Origin of the sequence: Rhodococcus sp. PBTS 1, from assembly GCF_001620025.1 — a bacterium.
Classification (GTDB): domain Bacteria; phylum Actinomycetota; class Actinomycetes; order Mycobacteriales; family Mycobacteriaceae; genus Rhodococcoides; species Rhodococcoides kroppenstedtii.
The window spans coordinates 2,391,961-2,411,636 of sequence record NZ_CP015219.1 but is presented as its reverse complement, the minus strand read 5'-3'; the positions used below and the strand labels follow the sequence as shown (position 1 = coordinate 2,411,636).

Annotated in this window: 26 protein-coding genes; 10 read left to right on the top strand and 16 right to left on the bottom strand. The window is 65.5% G+C overall.

The genetic code is table 11. The features are described 5' to 3' along the window. Positions 1 to 4 precede the first annotated feature (4 nt). Positions 5 to 379 carry a MerR family DNA-binding transcriptional regulator gene (locus A3Q40_RS10850; RefSeq protein ID WP_068102165.1) on the top strand — a complete coding sequence of 125 codons (375 nt, stop codon included), beginning with the start codon at positions 5 to 7 and terminating at the stop codon, positions 377 to 379. Positions 380 to 887: 508 nt separating this feature from the next. On the opposite strand, the gene A3Q40_RS10845 is transcribed toward A3Q40_RS10850, so the two are convergent. The 5 genes from A3Q40_RS10845 to A3Q40_RS10825 all read right to left on the bottom strand — a co-directional run bounded on the left by A3Q40_RS10845 (position 888) and on the right by A3Q40_RS10825 (position 4,008). Continuing rightward, on the bottom strand, positions 888 to 1,664 hold the full coding sequence (locus tag A3Q40_RS10845) for a CopD family protein (RefSeq protein ID WP_157889556.1): 777 nt from the start codon (positions 1,662 to 1,664) through the stop codon (positions 888 to 890). 68 nt (positions 1,665 to 1,732) lie between these two features. Further along, a complete protein-coding gene (locus A3Q40_RS10840) occupies positions 1,733 to 2,809 on the bottom strand; it encodes a saccharopine dehydrogenase family protein (RefSeq protein WP_068102161.1) in 1,077 nt (358 codons plus the stop codon). Then, a complete protein-coding gene (locus tag A3Q40_RS10835; RefSeq protein WP_157889555.1) occupies positions 2,806 to 3,312 on the bottom strand; it encodes a hypothetical protein in 507 nt (168 codons plus the stop codon). Before A3Q40_RS10835 ends, A3Q40_RS10840 begins: the two co-directional genes overlap by 4 nt. Beyond that, entirely contained in the window at positions 3,309 to 3,668 is a 360-nt protein-coding gene (locus A3Q40_RS10830) for a winged helix-turn-helix transcriptional regulator (protein ID WP_068105951.1), read from the bottom strand. The genes A3Q40_RS10835 and A3Q40_RS10830 overlap by 4 nt, the downstream gene beginning before the upstream one ends. Positions 3,669 to 3,780: 112 nt before the next feature. Next, positions 3,781 to 4,008, bottom strand: coding sequence for a hypothetical protein (locus tag A3Q40_RS10825; RefSeq protein ID WP_068102159.1), 228 nt, complete (start codon positions 4,006 to 4,008; stop codon positions 3,781 to 3,783). A gap of 72 nt (positions 4,009 to 4,080) precedes the next feature. Between A3Q40_RS10825 and A3Q40_RS20505 the strand changes: the two genes are divergently transcribed. Further along, entirely contained in the window at positions 4,081 to 4,452 is a 372-nt protein-coding gene (locus A3Q40_RS20505) for a hypothetical protein (RefSeq protein ID WP_162269844.1), read from the top strand. Between the two features lie 339 nt (positions 4,453 to 4,791). Here A3Q40_RS20505 and A3Q40_RS10815 read toward each other — a convergent pair whose 3' ends face one another. Further along, positions 4,792 to 5,328 (bottom strand): glyoxalase superfamily protein, encoded by a 537-nt coding sequence (locus A3Q40_RS10815; RefSeq protein WP_069972930.1) that lies wholly within the window; start codon positions 5,326 to 5,328, stop codon positions 4,792 to 4,794. Between the two features lie 365 nt (positions 5,329 to 5,693). Beyond that, positions 5,694 to 6,641 (bottom strand): ABC transporter substrate-binding protein, encoded by a 948-nt coding sequence (locus A3Q40_RS10810; RefSeq protein WP_157889554.1) that lies wholly within the window; start codon positions 6,639 to 6,641, stop codon positions 5,694 to 5,696. A 333-nt stretch (positions 6,642 to 6,974) separates the two neighbouring features. On the opposite strand from A3Q40_RS10810, the gene A3Q40_RS10805 reads away from it, so the two are divergent. Further along, complete coding sequence (locus A3Q40_RS10805; protein ID WP_157889553.1) at positions 6,975 to 7,424, top strand: hypothetical protein; 450 nt, start codon at positions 6,975 to 6,977, stop codon at positions 7,422 to 7,424. Between the two features lie 52 nt (positions 7,425 to 7,476). Further along, positions 7,477 to 7,626 (top strand): ANTAR domain-containing protein, encoded by a 150-nt coding sequence (locus A3Q40_RS20235; RefSeq protein ID WP_157889552.1) that lies wholly within the window; start codon positions 7,477 to 7,479, stop codon positions 7,624 to 7,626. 553 nt (positions 7,627 to 8,179) lie between these two features. Here A3Q40_RS20235 and A3Q40_RS20825 read toward each other — a convergent pair. After that, positions 8,180 to 8,710 carry a hypothetical protein gene (locus A3Q40_RS20825; protein WP_157889550.1) on the bottom strand — a complete coding sequence of 177 codons (531 nt, stop codon included), beginning with the start codon at positions 8,708 to 8,710 and terminating at the stop codon, positions 8,180 to 8,182. A 22-nt stretch (positions 8,711 to 8,732) separates the two neighbouring features. Here A3Q40_RS20825 and A3Q40_RS20820 point away from each other — a divergent pair, with 22 nt between their 5' ends. From A3Q40_RS20820 to A3Q40_RS10790, 3 genes are all read left to right on the top strand, one after another. After that, entirely contained in the window at positions 8,733 to 9,584 is an 852-nt protein-coding gene (locus A3Q40_RS20820) for an LGFP repeat-containing protein (RefSeq protein WP_235606270.1), read from the top strand. 61 nt (positions 9,585 to 9,645) lie between these two features. Further along, positions 9,646 to 10,266 carry a hypothetical protein gene (locus A3Q40_RS20230; protein ID WP_157889551.1) on the top strand — a complete coding sequence of 207 codons (621 nt, stop codon included), beginning with the start codon at positions 9,646 to 9,648 and terminating at the stop codon, positions 10,264 to 10,266. Between the two features lie 786 nt (positions 10,267 to 11,052). Continuing rightward, entirely contained in the window at positions 11,053 to 11,286 is a 234-nt protein-coding gene (locus tag A3Q40_RS10790) for a DUF2188 domain-containing protein (protein ID WP_068105945.1), read from the top strand. A gap of 302 nt (positions 11,287 to 11,588) precedes the next feature. Here the strand turns inward: A3Q40_RS10790 and A3Q40_RS10785 are convergent, their stop codons facing one another. From A3Q40_RS10785 to A3Q40_RS10775, 3 genes are all read right to left on the bottom strand, one after another. Then, positions 11,589 to 12,122 (bottom strand): hypothetical protein, encoded by a 534-nt coding sequence (locus A3Q40_RS10785; RefSeq protein WP_068102148.1) that lies wholly within the window; start codon positions 12,120 to 12,122, stop codon positions 11,589 to 11,591. A 242-nt stretch (positions 12,123 to 12,364) separates the two neighbouring features. Further along, complete coding sequence (locus tag A3Q40_RS10780; RefSeq protein ID WP_068102147.1) at positions 12,365 to 12,631, bottom strand: LGFP repeat-containing protein; 267 nt, start codon at positions 12,629 to 12,631, stop codon at positions 12,365 to 12,367. A gap of 482 nt (positions 12,632 to 13,113) precedes the next feature. Beyond that, positions 13,114 to 13,644 carry a hypothetical protein gene (locus A3Q40_RS10775; RefSeq protein ID WP_157889550.1) on the bottom strand — a complete coding sequence of 177 codons (531 nt, stop codon included), beginning with the start codon at positions 13,642 to 13,644 and terminating at the stop codon, positions 13,114 to 13,116. A gap of 34 nt (positions 13,645 to 13,678) precedes the next feature. On the opposite strand from A3Q40_RS10775, the gene A3Q40_RS10770 reads away from it, so the two are divergent. Then, positions 13,679 to 14,839 (top strand): LGFP repeat-containing protein, encoded by a 1,161-nt coding sequence (locus tag A3Q40_RS10770; RefSeq protein WP_082834134.1) that lies wholly within the window; start codon positions 13,679 to 13,681, stop codon positions 14,837 to 14,839. Further along, positions 14,826 to 15,131 (top strand): hypothetical protein, encoded by a 306-nt coding sequence (locus A3Q40_RS10765; RefSeq protein ID WP_068102140.1) that lies wholly within the window; start codon positions 14,826 to 14,828, stop codon positions 15,129 to 15,131. Before A3Q40_RS10770 ends, A3Q40_RS10765 begins: the two co-directional genes overlap by 14 nt. Positions 15,132 to 15,476: 345 nt before the next feature. Here the strand turns inward: A3Q40_RS10765 and A3Q40_RS10760 are convergent, their stop codons facing one another. Next, positions 15,477 to 16,394, bottom strand: coding sequence for a hypothetical protein (locus A3Q40_RS10760; protein ID WP_068102139.1), 918 nt, complete (start codon positions 16,392 to 16,394; stop codon positions 15,477 to 15,479). A gap of 152 nt (positions 16,395 to 16,546) precedes the next feature. Beyond that, positions 16,547 to 17,137: a hypothetical protein gene (locus A3Q40_RS20225; RefSeq protein ID WP_157889549.1), complete on the bottom strand. Its 591-nt coding sequence runs from the start codon at positions 17,135 to 17,137 to the stop codon at positions 16,547 to 16,549. A 1,152-nt stretch (positions 17,138 to 18,289) separates the two neighbouring features. Between A3Q40_RS20225 and A3Q40_RS10755 the strand changes: the two genes are divergently transcribed. Then, positions 18,290 to 18,526 (top strand): hypothetical protein, encoded by a 237-nt coding sequence (locus tag A3Q40_RS10755; RefSeq protein ID WP_235606269.1) that lies wholly within the window; start codon positions 18,290 to 18,292, stop codon positions 18,524 to 18,526. 143 nt (positions 18,527 to 18,669) lie between these two features. On the opposite strand, the gene A3Q40_RS10750 is transcribed toward A3Q40_RS10755, so the two are convergent. Genes A3Q40_RS10750 through A3Q40_RS10740 form a run of 3 tightly spaced genes read right to left on the bottom strand, consistent with a single transcriptional unit; the run spans position 18,670 to position 19,645 of the window. Further along, positions 18,670 to 18,960, bottom strand: coding sequence for a hypothetical protein (locus A3Q40_RS10750; protein ID WP_157889548.1), 291 nt, complete (start codon positions 18,958 to 18,960; stop codon positions 18,670 to 18,672). 38 nt (positions 18,961 to 18,998) lie between these two features. Then, positions 18,999 to 19,226 carry a hypothetical protein gene (locus A3Q40_RS10745; RefSeq protein WP_068102134.1) on the bottom strand — a complete coding sequence of 76 codons (228 nt, stop codon included), beginning with the start codon at positions 19,224 to 19,226 and terminating at the stop codon, positions 18,999 to 19,001. A gap of 59 nt (positions 19,227 to 19,285) precedes the next feature. After that, complete coding sequence (locus A3Q40_RS10740) at positions 19,286 to 19,645, bottom strand: hypothetical protein (RefSeq protein WP_157889547.1); 360 nt, start codon at positions 19,643 to 19,645, stop codon at positions 19,286 to 19,288. Between the last annotated feature and the right edge of the window lie 31 nt (positions 19,646 to 19,676).

Below are 19,676 nucleotides of genomic sequence, written 5' to 3'. Positions count from 1 at the left end.
GCGTATGGGCGATCTGGTGAAGGCATCGGGCGTGAGCGCAAGAAGCCTCCGCTACTACGAGGAGCAAGGATTGATTGTCGCGAGCCGCACCTCGGGCAATCACCGCGAGTTCCTCGACTGCGCCCCGTTGCGCGTCGCCTGGATCCAGCGCCTCTACGCCGCAGGATTGAACAGCAACCAGATCGGACAGTTGCTACCGCACATGAACGAACTGACCTCCTCCCACGAGAACCCAGGTCGCTACATTCCAGATCACGTCAAGTCGCAGATCGACGAGCAGCTCGCTAGTCTGGACGCCAGGATCGATGAACTGGTCCAATCGCGAGACCGACTACGCGAGCTCGCCTCCTCCGTCTCCGGTGACGACCTCCCCGATTGATTTCGTAATTGGCGACCTCGCAATTTCGAGAACGCAGTGATATCGACATTCGATCACGTGTCCGATCTAAGGGCGGCGACGTTGGTTAATACCGATCAATGACCGTGACAATCTCCAGTTGAACATCGGGCCCTCGTTTGTCATCGCCGTGGCAGCGGCTTGCTGCGCCGCCCTACTGGCGTCCCGGGTCGACCCAACAGCCGAATCCCGCGCCTGCGCGGGTTCATCGTCCGGGGGAGGGCAGCCGGGAAGACTGACCGAGGTCGGGGCCAAACCGTTCTTCAAAGACGAGCCGGTACCGCTGTCGCAGATCATCCCGCGCACGACCCAACGTGGCTAGGAGCTCGGCAACCGGCACCGATAATTGAGATTATGTTGCTGTTCGATCCCGGACTGCCGACGAATGGCGCAGGTGACATCGTTCCGGCCGGCCAGCCGCTGCACCGAACGATGCCGTCGGGCAGCGGAGATCGCCGAAACACGCTCACGTGTCCCGGTCGGGTAGCCCTCACGCCGGCAGCGGGGTTGCGGCGAGCCACGCAGCGAGTGCGACAGCGCAAAGGAGGGATAGAGAGTGTCGGACGCCCCGGCGGCGTGAGACGGACGGGGGAACGTGCGTGGTCGGCGATATCGCGGGCGCGACCCAGTGCCGCCGGAGGCGGTGGGCCGCCCACAGCAGAAGCACGAATACCGCGGCTTTGGCCGCGACGAGTCGCCCGTAGTCGCTGGTGACGATGTCGGCCGGGTGGGTGAGGAACGCGGCGGCGAGTGCGACGCCGCTGACGCCGGTGAGCGCCGCACACCAGAACGCGACACGGGTGAAGCGGCGCAGGAAGATCGACCACTCACCGGCGTGACGGAGGGTGATCACCGCCGCCAGGGGTGAGCCCACCCAGACGGCGGCGGTGACGGTGTGCAGCGCGGCCCCGATCGCGGCGACACCGGTGCCGGGATGACCCCCGGTGGCCGAGACCGCGGTGGCCACTCCGGCGAGCCCGGCCACGGTCCAGGGCGACCACCCCGATCCGCCGCCGAGAGCATCGAGTGCGATCACCGTCGTCACCACACCTGTCACCGCTCCGGCCAGCGCGGCCTGCGCCGGCACGAGCGAATGCAGAACGGACACGACGTCGCCGAGCGTCACTCGGTCGGCCGAGTGACCGGCCACCTCGGCAGCCACCACACCGAGCAGCACCAGACAGGCCAGTGTGTGCCCGGCGGAGGCGATGGCCACCAGCCGCCAGGCCCGCGGCGGCGTGTCGGTCGACGGGCGTGACGACAACACGACCGCAGCGCCGAGGACGACAGCGAAGGTGCTGTGCGCCAGTAACTCCGACAGGGCCCGCACCGGTATTACCGAGTGGGCTCGGGAATGCGCCCCGCGCCGGTCACCTGCACATCGGGAATGTCGTGGACGAAGTTCGCTCCGAACGCCGACGACGGTGTGTGAGACCCGGTGGGGATTCCACCGGCACCGAGTAGAACCGCGGCGTGGACCATCGACCTCGCGGTGAAGGTGTAGGTGTTGTGCACCTCGATCGACCGGACGATGGAGCGACCGTCCTCGTCGGACAGTCGCACCCATCCCGCGCTACGAGAGGAGGAGCGCGCGTTCGACGACGGCCCCGGAACGCGCATGAGGAGGCATTCGAGTCGCGGCACGACACCGGGAAGGGCCAAGAGAGCTCGGAGGGGTCGATCGAGTCGACGCAGTGACCTCGCTGCCGGGACAGCGGCGAAAGTGGTGACATCGCGCAGACCTGCGGTGCGCACAGCGGAGGACAGGTCGCCGAGCGGACTCGAGGCCACCGACGCGCGTTTCCCCCTCGGAAGGTCGACCGTCATCGTTCGATGTCCATGCGGCACCGGTTCGATGCGCCCGTTGCGTCGGACACGGTTACCCGCGGACAGTCCGAGGACGACGGTGGCGAGTGTTCCTCGACTGAAGCCGCCGCGACTGACGACGGCGATGTCGGCAGTTGTGGCCGAGGGGAGGAGCGCGGACGCGGCGGCGACAAGGTGGTCGGTGGGGACCACGTCGAAACCGACCCCGGGCACCAGCGTCACCCCCGCCTCGACCGCCTCCTCGTGCCGTGCGTACACCGCATCGAACACAGCGGCCTCGCCGGTCAGATCGAGGTAGTGCGTGCCCGTGTGCAGGCACGCGTCGATCATCGGTGCAGCGGTGCGTTCGTACGGTCCGGCGCAGTGCGCGACGATGTCGACATCGTCGAGCGCACGTCGCAATGCGGCGGTGTCGGTGAGATCGACGACGGTGAACGGCGCGGCGAGTCGCTGAGCGGCAGCAGCGGTCCGCGCTTCGTCGCGGCCCGCGCACACCACCTCCAACCCGGAGGCCAGGGCGTGTTCCGCGACGAGCGCTCCGGTGTATCCGGTCACTCCGTAGATCAGGACGCGGCGCGCGCTCATGCCGATACCGCCCCCTGCGTTCGAACTCGGCGCCCCCCGACGATCAGATGAGCTGCGAACGCCAACAACGCTGCGCCACCGAGAAAATCCGTGAAAATGGTGGCCATGAAGAACGGCGGGATATCGGGAACGCCTCCGAAGAAGTGTCCGGGGCTGGTGAATCCAAGCATGGCGTAGGCGATCAACGCGGAGGCGACGCCACGGAACCTGCCCGATCGATAGCGGCGGAACGCCCAGATGCCGAGTGCCGTCAGCAGCGGCCAGAAGACGGCGATGCCCACGCGGTACGCGGTGGCGTTGGGGAAGAACGGCGAAACCGGAGGGTAATCCTCCGCCATGAGGAAGTTGTGGGTGTAATGCAACGTCGTGGACACCACGTTCCACGCCATGATCGCCCCCAGCAGGCCGACGAACCGCGGCCCCGATGTCGATGTGGTCACCGCGACAGTCAAACCGACAAGTGCTTCGATTTCAAGAGCAGAACGAGTCTTGCGCCCGGTCACGGATCGACGGTGGATGTTCCGTCCATGCTCGCCGCCCACCGGGTTGCCCACCGCAGCAGCGGCTGCCCGGCCTCGATCAGGTCGTTCCCGTCGGCTGTCAGCACGTAACCGGCGTCCGACCGTCCGACGAGCCCGACCTCACGCAGATCCTTGAGCCGGGTGTTCAACGTGCTGGCCGACAGATCGCCGGCGAGATCCTGTAGATCTCGAAACGTCGCGGGGCCGTGCTGGAGGGAAACGAGAACCGAGAGGGCACCTCTTCGACCGAGTAGGTCCAGCACGGCCATGATCGGGCGACCGGAGCGGGAACCACGCACCGGCGCCCCCGGCCGCGGAACAGAACGCCGCGTCGTCATGAATCGCACCATAACGCCACCGTCGATCCTCGCCGCGCCTCGACGGTTCCTCCGTGTTGGTATGGTCTCGCAGCGCGTGACCTTCCCGGAGTCGGCCGGAGTCCGTCGATCGTCAGCGCGGCGTGAACGCCTCGTCGTAGACCGCTCGCAGTTCGTCCCTGGCCGGCCCGCTCTGCCCGCACGCGGCGATGTATCCGTCGGGCGTGATGGAGAGCAGGTACGACGTCCCCACCACGAAAGCGCCCGGCGTCATCTCCGAGGGCAGGTCCGATCGTTGCTGCGGGATGCGAACAACTTCCGCGACGTCGCCGACGTAGCGGGTGTCGACGTTGAGGTACACCTGGTCTCCTCGATACGGTCCACCGTGGCCTCGAACGCCAGCACGGTACCGTCTCGCAACGACTCGGGGGTGATGACCGCGCACGACGCGGCCGGCCCCGGACTCGCATCGACGCTCGGTGTGGGCGCCGCGATCACCGTCGTCGACACGGAATCGGTACCCGTCGATGTGACGGTCAGGGCAACAGCGGCCGCGGCGACAGCAGCCGCCGCGGCAGCGGACCACCCGGCGACCCTGCGGCGGGTCGAATTTCCGCCCGCACCGTACGGTGACGGCGCGAGAGCGGGTGAGGAAGACGCTGCGCTGATGGCGTGTCGAACTTCGTCGTCGGGCAGCGGCGGCAACGACCCCGCGGGATCGGCACGGCGCAGCGCCGCTTTCAGGTCCTCGTCGTGTTCGCCGCCGCGCGCTCCGGACACCGACGCGGGGTCCGGCGAGTCGTGATCGGTCATCGGTCGCTCCGTCCTTCAGCGGTGTCGCCGGCGTTGTTCGACTGTCGATCGAGTTCGTCGCGCAGGCGCTCGACGCCCGGTGTTCGTGCCCGGGTGATCGAACCCTGCAGAGCCGGCGACGACGATCACCTCGCGAGGCTTCCATGGATTCGGAACGTCGACGTCACCGTCGGAAGCGAGGACACCGCTGCCCAACGGACAACCCCCGATCCGGCGTCCCGGTTCGCCTATCACGCGGCCGGCGTTCTTCACGCTGCTTCGGGTACGCGCAATTTCGCACCTGACTTCCACCGGTCCGGGTCCCTGGACTCGCGAGCTGGTAGACGCTGTGTCAGCCGTCGGGTTCGCAGAAACGCAGGGCATTGTCGAACGGGTCCAACAGTTCCACGGTCGGTCCGCCAGGTGCGGAACGATCGATGCCGGGTCGCATGGTGGTCAGGTGGTCTCGTCGACGCAGCTCACGGTGGAACGCGGCGATATCGACCGTCGGTAGCCACACCACCGTTCCCGGCGTCCCGTCCCCGTGGTGCTGACTCAAGTCCAGCTGCACACCACCACGCGCGACACGCAGGTACAGCGGCAAGTCTGGGGCGAAACGATGCTCGAAGTCGACCGCGAACCCCAGATAGTCGCAGTAGAACTGTCGTGCCGCAGCCTCGTCGTACACCCGCAGGACCGGTACCGCCGCGAGCGGCCGTGGTCCCAGCAGCGCTGCACTGCAGCTGTTCCAGTCGCGAAATCCGACGGTGCGAGCGACAGCCTCCAGCGCCTGCGCGTGTGTCAACCGAGCGGCGCCGGACTCGGCCAGGGACTTCCGCAGTGAGCGGGCTGCGGACTTCGCTTCGTCGACGGTGATGGGAATGGACATCAGAGATCCTCCGCTGGAAGCGCGCCGGTTTGCGGATGCTCGCATTACCGGCGGTCAGCTGCTTCCCGACGGATTCCGATGGCCGATCGTCGAAACGACGTGTTCACCGAACCCCCGACCGGGGCGCGAGCGGCAGGTACGTCCACCTTCTCCAGATGTTGCCACATGATCCGAGACCGCGACCGGCTCGACAGTCGTGATTCGCGCTCTCGACAGTGCGTTCGGGGTCGATGCACTCCGGTTCGGCTGCCCGCTGGGTCGGCACGGAAGTGCCGCAGCGACGGCGGTGTGGAGGTAGCCGTGCGTGCGGGTCGATGCCCAGGTCTTCCGCGTCCAAGCCGACCGGGCCGAGACCCTGGGTGGGTTCATTCGCGGCCGATAGCGGCCAGCGCCAACCTCACCTGGTCGAGGGCGTACAGGAGTGAGAGCGGACTGGGGGTGTTCAGGGCGACGATGGTGGGCAGATCGGTGACCACCATTGCTCCGTTCCGCACCGACGGCAGTTCAGCGTATCCGGGTAACGCCTCGAGTTGGTCGACGGTGCCGCCGTTGACGAGCATGATCGCCAGGTCGGAGGTGATGACGTCGAGGCGTTCGGGCCCGACGACGAGACGGCCGTTGGCGACTCCGGCTGCTCCGAGGTCAGGGATCTGCATGTTCAGCGCGCGATAGAAGCTGGTGGCTCCGTCGTCGGGATCGGCGACCACGACGATCTGCTGTGTCGCCGGGATGTACTGCGCGAGAAGGGCGGTCTTGTCGGCCAGCGCCGGGTATTCCTCGGCCGTGTCGGCGAGCGCTGTGTCGGTTCGCGCGATGGCGGCGTCGGCGTCCGCGGTGCGGCCGAGGATGTCCCCAAGGATTCGGGTGAGAGCGTCGTAGGAGGAGACGGTGGCGCCGATCGCCGGAACCGTGGGGGCGATGCTGCTCAGGCGGGCGTAGGACTCGGGGGTCGACACGGCGAAGTCGCCGAGTACGAGGTCGGGTGCGTACGTGGCGATGTCCTCGACGGGCAGCGTGTCCGCGGCAGGGATCGGTACGAACGGGACGTTGTCACCGAGTTCGCCCTGCCAGGGGTACCGCGCGGAGGCGGCGTCGACGGCATCGGCCGAGGAGTAGGCCACCGGCTGCAGGCCCATTGCCAGGACGGCGTCGGTCGCCGGCGCAGTGAGCGTCACGATGCGCATGTTCTCGACGCCGCGCGGGACCTGCGTCGTGCCGAACTGATGCTCGATCGACACCGAGTCCTGCGTCGTCGACTGCCCTGAGTCGTCGGCGTTACTGCCGCATCCCGCGAGGAAAGCGACCACCACCATCACACTTGCTACGCGCCGCACTACAACCATGACCATCCCATCTCGATGAGGAAAGCCAAACCTAATCCACCACTAGGCTCGCGCGGTTCGGGGTCGGCCTCCGCCGCCTCCGTCCGAGGCGATGATGGCCATGGGTTGCGTTGGGTGGCTCTCCGGGAAGCTGCGGGATCGCCGGCACCGAGACGGGAGTCCGTGATCGGGCGGACACCGGACGACTCGGCGCGTCCCTGTGTCCGTGTTGGCGGCGTGCGGTCGGGTATGACGATGCGAGGCGTGTCCCTCGTGGCAAGGGGGTGTTGGTCCGTGAGCGATGGCGTCGGGCCCGAGGCGGAGGTGGACGGCATCGAGCGGCGATGGGTCAAGGCCTGCACGGTGTGGTGCGAAATGGACGGTGCCGCGGTCGTCATCGGTTTGGGCGCGGGCGGTCCTGCAGGAACCCGCGGCCGGCAGGTGGTGTTCGCCAGCGACAGCATCGCAGCCGCAATGGCCGACGTTCAGTTCGTCCTGGGGTTCGGTCCGCACCACACGGCCGTGACGACGTGCTCGGTGTCGAGCACTGCCCATGATGCCGAACTCGACCCGTGGCCTGTCCTGACGACCGAATTATCTGCCGTCGGGGTGCGCAGCGTCTACGCCGCGCCGATGGTGGGGGACGCTACCCGTCAGCGCTGCGCGTTGGGTTCGGTGCAGCTGTACTCGGCGCGCGCGGTCGTCGTAGTGCCGCGCGCGCGGGCATTGCTGTCGTTGACCGCCCATACTGGGTTTCAACCACCTGATCGATAGAGCGGCCGTCTCGTCCGGACTGGTCCGCGACTCGGGGACCGATGCCGATGTGGTGAACCGTGCGATCGGCGTCCTGGCCGTGCGCCGGGGAGTCAGCACCACCGACGCGGAGGCACTTCTACGGGCCGACGCCTACGCCCGCGGCAGTAGCTCCGCCGACGCTGCGAGAAGGGTACTCGGCGTCGACGCCGGATCGAGCTGACCTCCGGCGACATCGGAGGGCCGTAACGCCGCCGGCAACCACTGCCGATAACGGCGGATTACGTCACCTGCACCTCGCAAGCTCCGAGCACTCGCTCTGGCCCAATGTCCTGCCTTTGGCCTGCGACACGGAGACGCGTGAACAGGCTTCGGGACACGCACACATCTGTCGATCCGGTCGACGTCGGCCGCGGCGACGATTGATGGTGGGGGAGAGCGCGGCGCTCCATGCACCGGTGGGGGGAGTCGGGCATTCCGGACGGTAACAGCACGCGGGGTTCGGCGTCTCGTCACTGGCCCGTTGCGGTACCGCACGCAGCGAGAGGCGAAACATGCTGTGTCAAGCCCGATTTCAGCGTGTCGTTTGACAATCGCAGCTTTTCGGGACTTCCAATGGAATGGCCGCCGGTTTCTTAACGCACCTCAGTACCGATCGTCACGTTGTGGGCGATACGGGTTGATTGATGCAGTTGCGCTTCGTGTGGTTCTGCCCTGAGGATGCGGGGGCGACGGTCGGGGAAGACCGGTCGCGTTCCTTCTGCAGAGAGCAGCTCTCATGTCGATCCTTCGTCGGCCGCCACGGCCGAAACCGTTGTCTCACTCGGCTCCCCGCGCGGTGTGTTGACCGCGGGCATGATCGCCGCGTTGATCGCCACCGGCGGGGGAGCGGTGGCCACCGCGCAACCGTCAACCACCCCCACCACACCGACGAGCTCCGCACCGCAGATCCAGCCGCAGGTCCCGGCCCCGGTGGATTCGTGTGCACCGGCCACCACGTCGACTTCGACGACCACGACACCGCCGGCCACCACCACGGCGACCACGACCCCCGCGGCATGCACCACCGTCCCGTCGGCCGCACTGCCGTCGACGACCGCGACCACGGCACCAGCCGCTCCCGCCGCACCGGCGACGACGCAGGGCACCGCACCGAGCACGACCGCGCCCACCGCAGCGCCCACGGCGGAGCCGGAGCTCGCGCCGGCGCCGTTGCCCGCCGACCCCGCCCCGGTCGAACCCGTCGCGCCCACGGATCCGGAGCTGTCGTCGAAGACCGCAGAACCCGACCGCGACTGGACTCCCACCGAAGATCCCAAGTCCACGATCGTGCCCGGTCAGATGCGGTCCGATCGTGAGGAAGTCCCGGCACCGTTCACCAAGGAAGACGCCGACCGCGCCGAGATCGCCGAGGCCCGGCTGCGCACTTCCCGCTCTGCGGTGGCGTGCCAGGTCTACTGGCCGTCCTGGTTCAACGTCTGCGGCGAGATCCGCGACAAGTACAACTCCCTCGGTGGACCCGGCAGCTTCCTCTCCTACCCGTCCAGCGGAAACATCGTCAACCCCGGCAACACCGGCGAACGAGTCACCTTCCTCAACGGACCCATCTACTGGTCCGCCGCCGGCGGAGCCCACCCCGTCGTCAACAGCTTCCTCAACCGTTGGGGCATTCACGGCTACGAAGGCGGCTGGCTCGGCTACCCGACCACTGACGAGATCGTCCTCCCCGACGGCGGCCGCCGCCAGGAATTCCAGCAGGGCGCGATCTACGTCTCGTTTCAGAACGCCATCGGCTCCGCCATCCAGAACGGGCCCCTGCGCGACAAGTACAACAGCGTCGGCGGACTCACCCCCGGCAGCAGCTTCCTCGGCTACCTCACCGAAGACCACAAACGCACACTCCCCGACGGCCAAGGCCAGATGGCCCGCTTCCAGAACGGCGTCATCTACTGGCATCCCACCCATGGAGCGCACTGGGTCAACGGTCGAACACTGACCATATGGAGTCAAGCAGGCTACGAAGGGGGCGAATACGGCTCCAGTTTCCGACACCGTTCCACGCATTGGGGAATCGGGGTCCGCAGAGCAATCTTTTACTACCGGATCGATCTATATTTCACCGGATCAATCTTTCCAGGGACTTGTCATACCCGCCTCGAATTCAGCGGACCCGACATTTAAGTCTTATGACACAGGACAGCATCCAGCATACGACATCTCGCCGGATCTAAGCGAATATGATGTGCTTGTTGATCCCGACGGCAAAGCGGCTGAGGCCAACCGATCTATTGCGGCCGGCACCGGAACGGCTATGTCCACCTATCTAAATGCTCCCAACACGCGGCTACTGTTCGATCATTATTACGAACAGACTGGTTTTGACTACGGAGTAGATCCGAATTTCTTGTATGGATGCCTACGTTCCGAGACACAAAACTTCCCGGACGAGCCTCTGCCTACTCCAACCGGAATTATCGCGCGCAGCAATCAGTTAGAAACGGTGCGATTAGCAGTGGCCGAAGCTAGACGACTCAATAGTAAGGTTAAAGTAATCGTCTCAGGGCCTTGGGTCAGGAACGTAGCCTCTTCCGACGGAGACTGCGTGCTCGCGCTTGGGCGATTCACGATGTCGTCAACCACCGCGGTCATAGCGTCTCCGGGTCAGGTCGGGCAACAGGCCTGGACGGCACGGCAGGCAGGTCACGTGCAGGACATTTATGACTTCGCTAGTAACACCAACGAATATCCCACGCTTTCACAGATCGCCGTCAACAACGCGTACGAAGGAATGCGCCTCGGGATAGCGAAGCCATTCTTGACCTACGGCACGAGCGTGGACTACTATTCGCAAGGAATCAGGTGATGCGAAATTAGGTAAGACGTAAAATCGCACGGGCGCCTGATGCGCCAGGACCGAAGACGCGGGTGACGGTCCTGGCGCATTGCACCTATCAGCTGCTGTTGGGAGCCCAATCGACTGGCAATCGCCAGATGCAGGCAAATCTATATGATTTCGAGGGTGACTGCCAAGGCATTATGTGTTCGTTGAATCAATGTCTACTGCGTCTTGCATTCTTACGGCTGCGATTCTTTCTAATCAACCAGACGTAAACTAAAGCCCCTAGTACTGGAATTACCCAGGCGGAAATAACTGACACCAACACGCCCTTTTTACCAATGTCTTCGCTGTTCGCAACAGACGCAACGTAGACAGCTAGAAAAAACCATACGCAAATCATCACCCCAACAAAGGCTAGTTTCATCAAAGCCCAATCTAGCCCAGCCGAGCATTCAGGGCCGCTGCTCACACAGTCGCTCAGCCCAGATCCTGCGATAATAATCAGCATGCCTACAATAGTAGGCGGCTGAAACGCGACCACAAGTACAGATGACTCTTCTACCGCGATGCGAGAACCCCGCGAACTTGCCGTCGACCTCAAGCTGAGGACAGCGATGCCTGAGAACACCCTGGGTTCGAACAGCGGCAGCCGCAGCTGAGAACGCCCGTCGACCACTCGGGTAACATCCCGATCAACGGCGACTGCTACACGATCACGCCGCCTGGCTTGGCCGCTTGCCGTTTTGGACCGCTCACCGAACGACACGGTCGGTACATTGAGCGCGAAGGTTCACGCGCAGAGGAGTGCAAATGGCTGACTACGACGTGCAGTACGACCGTGATTCCGGTGATTGGACGGCGAAGAGAGCTGGTGCCTCACGACCCGCGGGGCGCTACGACACGCAGGCGGAAGCGCACGACGCGGCCGCCGGGTACGCCGAACGCAGTGGCGGCGGCGAAGTGCGGGACCACCGCAAGGACAACAACAAGATCAGGAACACCGACACCATCGGTAAAAAGGATCCGAACCCCCCGAAAGGCTGAGCCCCGACAACGGGGAGTGTCGACGTGGGCCGAAAGTGGCGGGTTTGGCGATCGCCGGGAGCCGGTCGAGAGCCGGCGGGCGTAGCCCGCGGTAGGGTGGACTCCGAAGCCCGATCGTGTTGCCGAGGTCCTTGTTCCGCTTTGCTGGATGCGTGCTCGCCGTCATGGTCACCGCCGCCGCTTACGGTGCGGTTCCCGCTCAATGCAATCTCTAGGCGCCAGTCGACCCGCCCCGGTCGTGGCGTACCCGGTGGCGTCGAGCCGGGCACCTCGGGAATGATCCGAACGGCCCGGCCTCGGCGTCAGCTCCCGAACGCGTCCGTGAGATCTCCGAATTCGGGAAGCACGGGTTCTTGCGCCGCCTCCTTGATAGTCACCACGGTCGATTGCTGTTGAACGGTGTAGGTACTCCAGGGCACCAGGTTCCCTGCGAACTCGGCAAGTCCCGGGTAGTCCGAGAGCCACCATGCTTGGGTGGTGTCCGCCTCGCCGAGCATGCACGTCGCGAGGACGACGTAGGAGCCGGGCGGTACGTCGAGCACTGTTTGGGTGACCGTGGTCCCCGGGGCCGCGGTGCCGGCGGCGGAGAGCTGGTGCTGTTCGAACAGAACGGTTTCGAGCGGGGGCAGTTCCGCGCCGGGGGCATCGGCGAGGGACGTGGCGCACCGGACTGTCTCGTCCGCCGTGCTGGTGATCGTATTGGTGACGGTGTTTCCGACGACCTCGTAGGCGTAGGTGATGTCGCTTGGGTCGGCGGCAGCGGCTGTGCCGGAGGCGGCAATCGCCAGCGGTGCGACGATCGAGGCAATCAGGACTGTTCGTGCGCGCGTTCGCATCGGTAAACCTTTCGTGATTCTGATGAGGCATGCTTCTAACAGCGACCTGCCGCCGGCCCGGGCGTTGTCGCGGGGGTCAGCGTTAGGTGTCCCGCCGTCGCAACGGTCGGGACGAGACCCAGGCTCAGTCGGCCCGAAGTAGGTTGCGACTTCGACATGTGAAGCGGCTCGTCGGCAACGATCAGAGCCTCTCGGTCTCCTTCTCGGTCTGCCTGACCGGCTACCGCGACGGCGCCGACGGTTTATTCGATGTAGGCGCTGGTGGCGGGGGAGTAGTAGACGGTGCCGCCGAGGAAGACCTGGCGGGTGCCGACGCCGTCGCCGGCGGGGGCCTCGGAACCCTGGGGGTAGGAGAGTGTGCCGGCTGGGCCGCCGAGGGACTTGTAGAGGTCGAGGATCTCCCCGCAGACCAGATGCTGGGAGGGCCAGAACGATTGGCACGTCGCGGCCGAGGTGGCCTGCGGGGTGGTGGGTGCGGGTTGCGCGAGGGCCTGGCCGGCACCGGTCAAGGTGAGCGCGGCGCCGATCGCCGCGGCCGCTACGAGGCGAACTCGCAGTGCTCCGGCGGTTGCCGGTGGTGGTGGTCGTCGAGGTCATGTGCAGCTCCTGCGGGTCTAGTGGTAGCCCCCTCACCAGACGGCGCTGGGGCGACGGGCCGGGCATCGGGTGCACCGGTGGGGGAGTCGGGCATTCCGGACGGTAACAGCACGCGGGGTTCGGCGTCTCGTCACTGGCCCGTTGCGGTACCGCACGCAGCGAGAGGCGAAACATGCTGTGTCAAGCCCGATTTCAGCGTGTCGTTTGACAATCGCAGCTTTTCGGGACTTCCAATGGAATGGCCGCCGGTTTCTTAACGCACCTCAGTACCGATCGTCACGTTGTGGGCGATACGGGTTGATTGATGCAGTTGCGCTTCGTGTGGTTCTGCCCTGAGGATGCGGGGGCGACGGTCGGGGAAGACCGGTCGCGTTCCTTCTGCAGAGAGCAGCTCTCATGTCGATCCTTCGTCGGCCGCCACGGCCGAAACCGTTGTCTCACTCGGCTCCCCGCGCGGTGTGTTGACCGCGGGCATGATCGCCGCGTTGATCGCCACCGGCGGGGGAGCGGTGGCCACCGCGCAACCGTCAACCACCCCCACCACACCGACGAGCTCCGCACCGCAGATCCAGCCGCAGGTCCCGGCCCCGGTGGATTCGTGTGCACCGGCCACCACGTCGACTTCGACGACCACGACACCGCCGGCCACCACCACGGCGACCACGACCCCCGCGGCATGCACCACCGTCCCGTCGGCCGCACTGCCGTCGACGACCGCGACCACGGCACCAGCCGCTCCCGCCGCACCGGCGACGACGCAGGGCACCGCACCGAGCACGACCGCGCCCACCGCAGCGCCCACGGCGGAGCCGGAGCTCGCGCCGGCGCCGTTGCCCGCCGACCCCGCCCCGGTCGAACCCGTCGCGCCCACGGATCCGGAGCTGTCGTCGAAGACCGCAGAACCCGACCGCGACTGGACTCCCACCGAAGATCCCAAGTCCACGATCGTGCCCGGTCAGATGCGGTCCGATCGTGAGGAAGTCCCGGCACCGTTCACCAAGGAAGACGCCGACCGCGCCGAGATCGCCGAGGCCCGGCTGCGCACTTCCCGCTCTGCGGTGGCGTGCCAGGTCTACTGGCCGTCCTGGTTCAACGTCTGCGGCGAGATCCGCGACAAGTACAACTCCCTCGGTGGACCCGGCAGCTTCCTCTCCTACCCGTCCAGCGGAAACATCGTCAACCCCGGCAACACCGGCGAACGAGTCACCTTCCTCAACGGACCCATCTACTGGTCCGCCGCCGGCGGAGCCCACCCCGTCGTCAACAGCTTCCTCAACCGCTGGGGCATTCACGGCTACGAAGGCGGCTGGCTCGGCTACCCGACCACTGACGAGATCGTCCTCCCCGACGGCGGCCGCCGCCAGGAATTCCAGCAGGGCGCGATCTACGTCTCGTTTCAGAACGCCATCGGCTCCGCCATCCGCAACGGCCCCATCCGCGACAAGTGGAACGCCATCGGAGGCAACGCGCCGGGGGGCAGCGTCCTCGGCTACATCACCGGCGACGAGATCGGACTCCCCGACGGACAGGGACGCATGGCCCGCTTCGAACGCGGCGTCATCTATTGGCACCCGAGCTACGGAGCGCATGAGGTCACCGGATTCGGACTCTTGACGTGGGCGTTCGACAGTTACGAACGCGGCACGCTCGGTTACCCGACCAGCGCTCCGCAGCCCTCGGGCAGCGGACTAACGCAACAGTTTCAGAACGGGCAACTACGTCAGACGAATCCCCTCGCGTCACCCGGGTTCATCGAGGTCGGTGGATTCGTCGACGGAGACAGACGCTCGGTCGGGGGCAGATTCTGCAGCAACGGGTACTTCGGCTGGAACAGTTTCGACAGTCTCCGAACCAGCCTCGATTCCTGGTACGCCAGGAATGGACGGGTGTGGCAAGTCGCCGACGACGACGAAGTGTGGGACGTGTGGTGCCGGGTCACCTCCGGTGAGGCGTCAATTCGCTACACCGACAACACCACGTCGATCGAGCCCGGCCCGCGATATGATCTCGACGACGGAACGATTTCGTATTTCCGCACCACCAGCACTTCCGGCGGATACGCGATCGACTTCAACGTCCCGTCGTTGAGTCAAGTCTGGAAGGTACATGTCGCACAATGACTTGGAGAAGCGGATTCTCCAGGAGATGCACGAGGTCCGCGATTGGATCTCGATTGCTCACGCTCTCACCCTGATAGGGAGGAGTTCGTTCGTCGCAAGCGGCGATGATGTGCGCCGCGTTCTGGAGTGCGTGGACCGGAGCGACGTCCTGCGGCTGGGTCGGATCGTCAATCGATTGGAGGCAATCCCAAAGCCTTTGCCCGTCGACGCCATCATCGACCGCGTCATGACACCGGGCAACCCCGCCGACCGTTCGGGGTTGATGATGGAGCTCTTCATCGTCGAGGCCTAAGTGCAATCGATCGTCGCGTCCAATCAGCCCGCATCACCGCGGACAATACAATGCATGTCTGCGGCCGACGGGGAACGGACACCTTTTGGATTCGGGTGGAACGGACAGCGTGGCCGCGGTGACTCATCACCGTGGCCACGCTGCGTTTTCCTCACGGAACAACCTCATGAGCATGAACTGACTCACAACGGCGACGGAACGGCTCCATTGGGGACCGTCCGATGCACCCTGGCCGGTGTCACACTGCTTGACCTCTGACACAACCGGACGATCAGACCTAAGATTCTTACCAATTATTGACGAAGTGATCGTTACCGATGATAAAGATTATGTTGGCCGACCGCTTCAGCCGTAGGTGTACGGACCCGCCGCCCGGGGATTGATGGTGTCGCAGTCCCACGTGATCCGGGCGCCACGCCAGGAGCCGACGGCTTCGAAACGGTCGACCTCCCCGTACAGGGCGTTCATCAGCGCGGTCGGTCCCCCTATGTAGGTGGAGGTGAGGTCCACGTCCGAGGCGACGAACCACGCCCGATCGGCGGGCCACCATACGCTCGGGGTGAACCCGTGCAGTTCTCGACCCGCGTCGACGACCGTCCCGCGAAACAGCAGGTGCTCGCGACTCGGCAAGGTCAGTCTGGGGTGATTGACGGGGACTCCGGTCATGCCCAGGCCCTCCCAGAATCCGAAGTAGCAGTCCTCGGGGGTGGTTGTGTGTTCGGCGAGGGCAGCAGCGAGTGCTGCGATTTCGTTCGCGGGGAGTTCGCCGGCGGTCGGGGAGCGATGCCAAAGGTCCCCTTTGCCGGTTCCTCGGCCTGACCGGACGCCGGTTTCGATCATCGACCCCCATGCGATGCTCTGATGCATCACCGCGCCGAGCCCCTCGGCGATGGTGCTCCAGCGAACCGGGGTGCCGTCGAAGTTGTTGTCCCAGTACGCCCACGCGGGGTGCAGCAGGCGCAGGTACGTCTCGTAGGTGCCCGGAACGAGCGCAGCCACCGTGTGGTCGAATGCTCGAATGTGCTGGCGCACCCAGTCGCCGGCCGACACATCCTCGAGCAAGTCGGCGTAGGACCAGTGCCCCGGGCCGGACAGGTGCGCACTGCCGTTCATGTCCACCTGTGACCCGACGACGTCGGGGAATGGGGGCGGGTTGACGCTCCGCCAGTCGCCGTAGTGCTCGAAGACGCGAGCGGTGCGCCCGTCGACCTGTTCGGTGCGTCCGGTGTCGGCGTAGACGCACATCCCGTGCGAGTCCACCATATTCGGGTCTTGGTCGGGTGAGCACATCGCTGTGCCGCGGTACGGGGTGATAGCACCGTCGTCGACATCGAGCGTGTGCTGGTCGAGATTTCCGCCGCGAAAGTGGCACCACATCGGTTGTGCACCTCGTCCTGTCGGTGGTCTGTATTCGTTCAGCGAGGGGTCGAGGCTCTCGGATCGGTCCCGGGTTCGATCGCTCTCACGTCGCGTGGCGCGCGGTGACGGCGCCAGAGTCGAATCAGGACATACACATTGGCCGCGGCGGCCACGATGTACGGAAATACGACCAGCGCAGCAGCATTCGCGGTTAGCTCCGGGGCCCAGCTTTCCGGACTACGGGTCGCCGGAACGGCAACGGATTCCACAACGGAGAAGACAACCCCGGTGTGCACCAGTACTGCTGCGGCCGCCGCGATCGAGACGAGCCATCGGCCCAGAGGACCATGGGCGGACCGAAGCCTGGCCGCACCAACGAACGACAGCGCGGCAAGTGCGAAGAACACCACGAAGGAGAACGCACCGAGCACCATCCACGTCGTCACTGCGTCACCGATGTGTGCTGGGGCACCGGCGAGGACGACGTTGGCCGGAACAGACATGCCGAAGAAGAACAGAGGCGCAAGCGCTGCCCCCTGCGACCAGACCACGTCACGCGACCGCCGTTGCGCGTCGAAAGCTTCAGCCGCAACGGCTTCATTGCCGGCCTTTTGTGCAGGCGCGCCCTCTTCGACTCGCTCGGTCATGCGACAAGGATGCCATGCGGTCCGTTTCGTCGCGTTCCCATCGACGCAGGATCGAGAGTGTTCGCACTGCTTGGCGCGGGTGCGCGGTGTCGAGCGGGAACCGGCCTGTTGATCGCCGCAGGTCTCGAAACGCCGGCAGCGTAAGAGTCAAACCTCTCCGCGCGGGGTTCCTCGCACAACCTTCGACGCTAGTTCCTCGTACTCCTCTGTAGATATTTTCGCCAGACCACGTATGAACGCCCGGCCTTCAGACCCGACTTCCGATCGGTTAGTGCAGAAGCCGGTGGCGTAGCTGATTGGCTCATGCTCTAGACCTACCCACTCAACACGAATGTGTTGAACGGACGGATCGTAGATTTTCCCGGGATGACCTGCAGTCAGAATTCGAGGACGCGACCATTCCTCATATATCTCTTCTGCGTTGTCAGGTCCGGTGTACACAACACATTGACCTTTCACGACGTCTTTCTCGGCGAGCTCTGTGCGCTGTTGCTCCATGCCTCATTGTGGGCTTCCGGTGGCGCCGTGAACCAGGCAGACCGAACGATTGGCAAGGCGACGCGGTAAGTTGGCGGTATGCCTCGTATCCCGAGATGGGGTGTAGCCGTCGGAGCGGTGCTCCTCGCCGCCGTTGCCGGCGCTGTCGCCGTCACAGCTTCTTCCGGCCTCGGCGAGCCCACTGGAGTCCCTTCTGCACCGCCTGCGGCTGAATCGTCGGTGGACAAGCAGCCGGGCGGCAGTCCTCCGGTGGAATCGGATCCGGAGGAGGCATACGTCGACGAGTCCCCGCCGCCCGAAACGGACGAAGAATTCAGGCGTGACGCTGAGTCCGGCCGAAACCCGGGGGAGCGATGGACGCCGATCGAAGGTGGCGGCGGTTTCAGGACCATTCCTGACGAGGAAATCGAGGACTACTTGAACAGGCCCCGTTAGACGCATTCTCGACCACGCCAGGGTTTCCGAGAAGCGCTTACGTGTGTCGGCTGGGTTGCGCGAAGGTCCCGTCAGCCCAAGCGCGTACGGTTCGTTCTATGGAGGCCGTGGCAATCAGGCGCAGGACCCAACCTCCTCCGCCTCACGTCGTGTTCGACGACCTGGCCCATCCCGGCCGACCAACTCATCGGACCTTGGCTGCACCTACTCGCCGACGAAGTGGCCCCGCGAGTGCTGGTGTCCGAGCACGCGTCGGTGGTCGTGTGGTCGTTGATCTGGCCGGCGCGTCCTGACGCCCGGGTTCGGTTCGAGCTGGCGTCCGCCGGGTCCGGAACCGATCTGCAGTTCACGCTGCTACTCGATCCGCCGTTGCCCGACGATGACGCGATCCGCACGATGCGCAAGCGACTCGGATGGCTGATCAACGGCCAGTTGCGGCACACCTACGGACAGTGAATCCCGCCGTCGCGAAACAGTGCCGCTGTGGAACCTGTTCGCACAACCGCTGAGGCTCGACACCACCCACCGACGTCATGGCTTCCGCAGAGCGAGCTGGTGCGAGCGGCGAATCGGCGGTGACGGACCCGAGCGATATGCGTTCACAATTCGACCGTGACGGCGACGTCCAGGTGCTTGACCTCGTCGCGCAGTGTCGCCAGCAGCGCCGACGCCTCGTCGTGATGGAAGCTCTCGGCCGCTGTTGTCCGCCAGCCCGTCACTGCATCGTAGTTCTCGTCGAAGTTGCGTTGAAACCGGTGAAGCCGCTGAATGAGTTCACCGCTCAGCTGCAGTTCGTTGGTCGCGACGTTCATCGGGCCCCGTCGGCCCACGAAGGGATAGTCGAACAGCCACACGGGGAAGTCGGAGCCGTACTCGACGAACAGCGACACCGTCGGCCGGCCGGATGCTCCCATTCGCGCGTCGCCCGTTATCGGTTCCATCCCACGCTGTGGGCCGCGGCGAGAATGACGCGTTCGATCTCGGGACGTTCCGCCGGCGACGCCGCCCAGGTGCGGACCGCGGTGTCAACGTCGTCGAGGATGGTGATGGCGTGGCCGGAGTCGGGCCGGCGGGCGGGTGCTGCGGGGGTGTCGCACCAGATGTGGGCTCCGACCACAGGGTGGACGAACCCGTCGGCGATGCGAGCGGAGAGCATCCTGCTGTGCACGCGTGCGCCTGCGGCGTGGGGGCCGTCACCGAGGTCCTCGCCGAGGGTCAGTACATCTCCTCGGCGAGGTCGAGTTGCGTGCGAGTGATGTTGCCGCGGTGGGGAACCCGCTGATCGGCGCGGGAGCGGCCTTCGAACCTCCCGACGACGTCCGAGACGACCGCGGCGACGGCGGGCGGGACGAGGGGTGGTGTGCTGCCGAGTTCGGCTCCCACGACCGACCTGTAGGCCAGGCACGCACGCACGAAGGTGTACCCGTCGCCTTCACCGACCGCCATGGCTGTCGCGGTGAAGAGGAAGTCGTCGAAGTAGTCGCGGTGCGTCGGCACAGTCCGGCGGATGCCGTCGGCGGCGGCCATCGTGATCTCCGGGCGCATCAGATACCCGCGAAGGACGTTGCGTTCCACGTCTTGCAACCACATACATAATGCCTGCGCG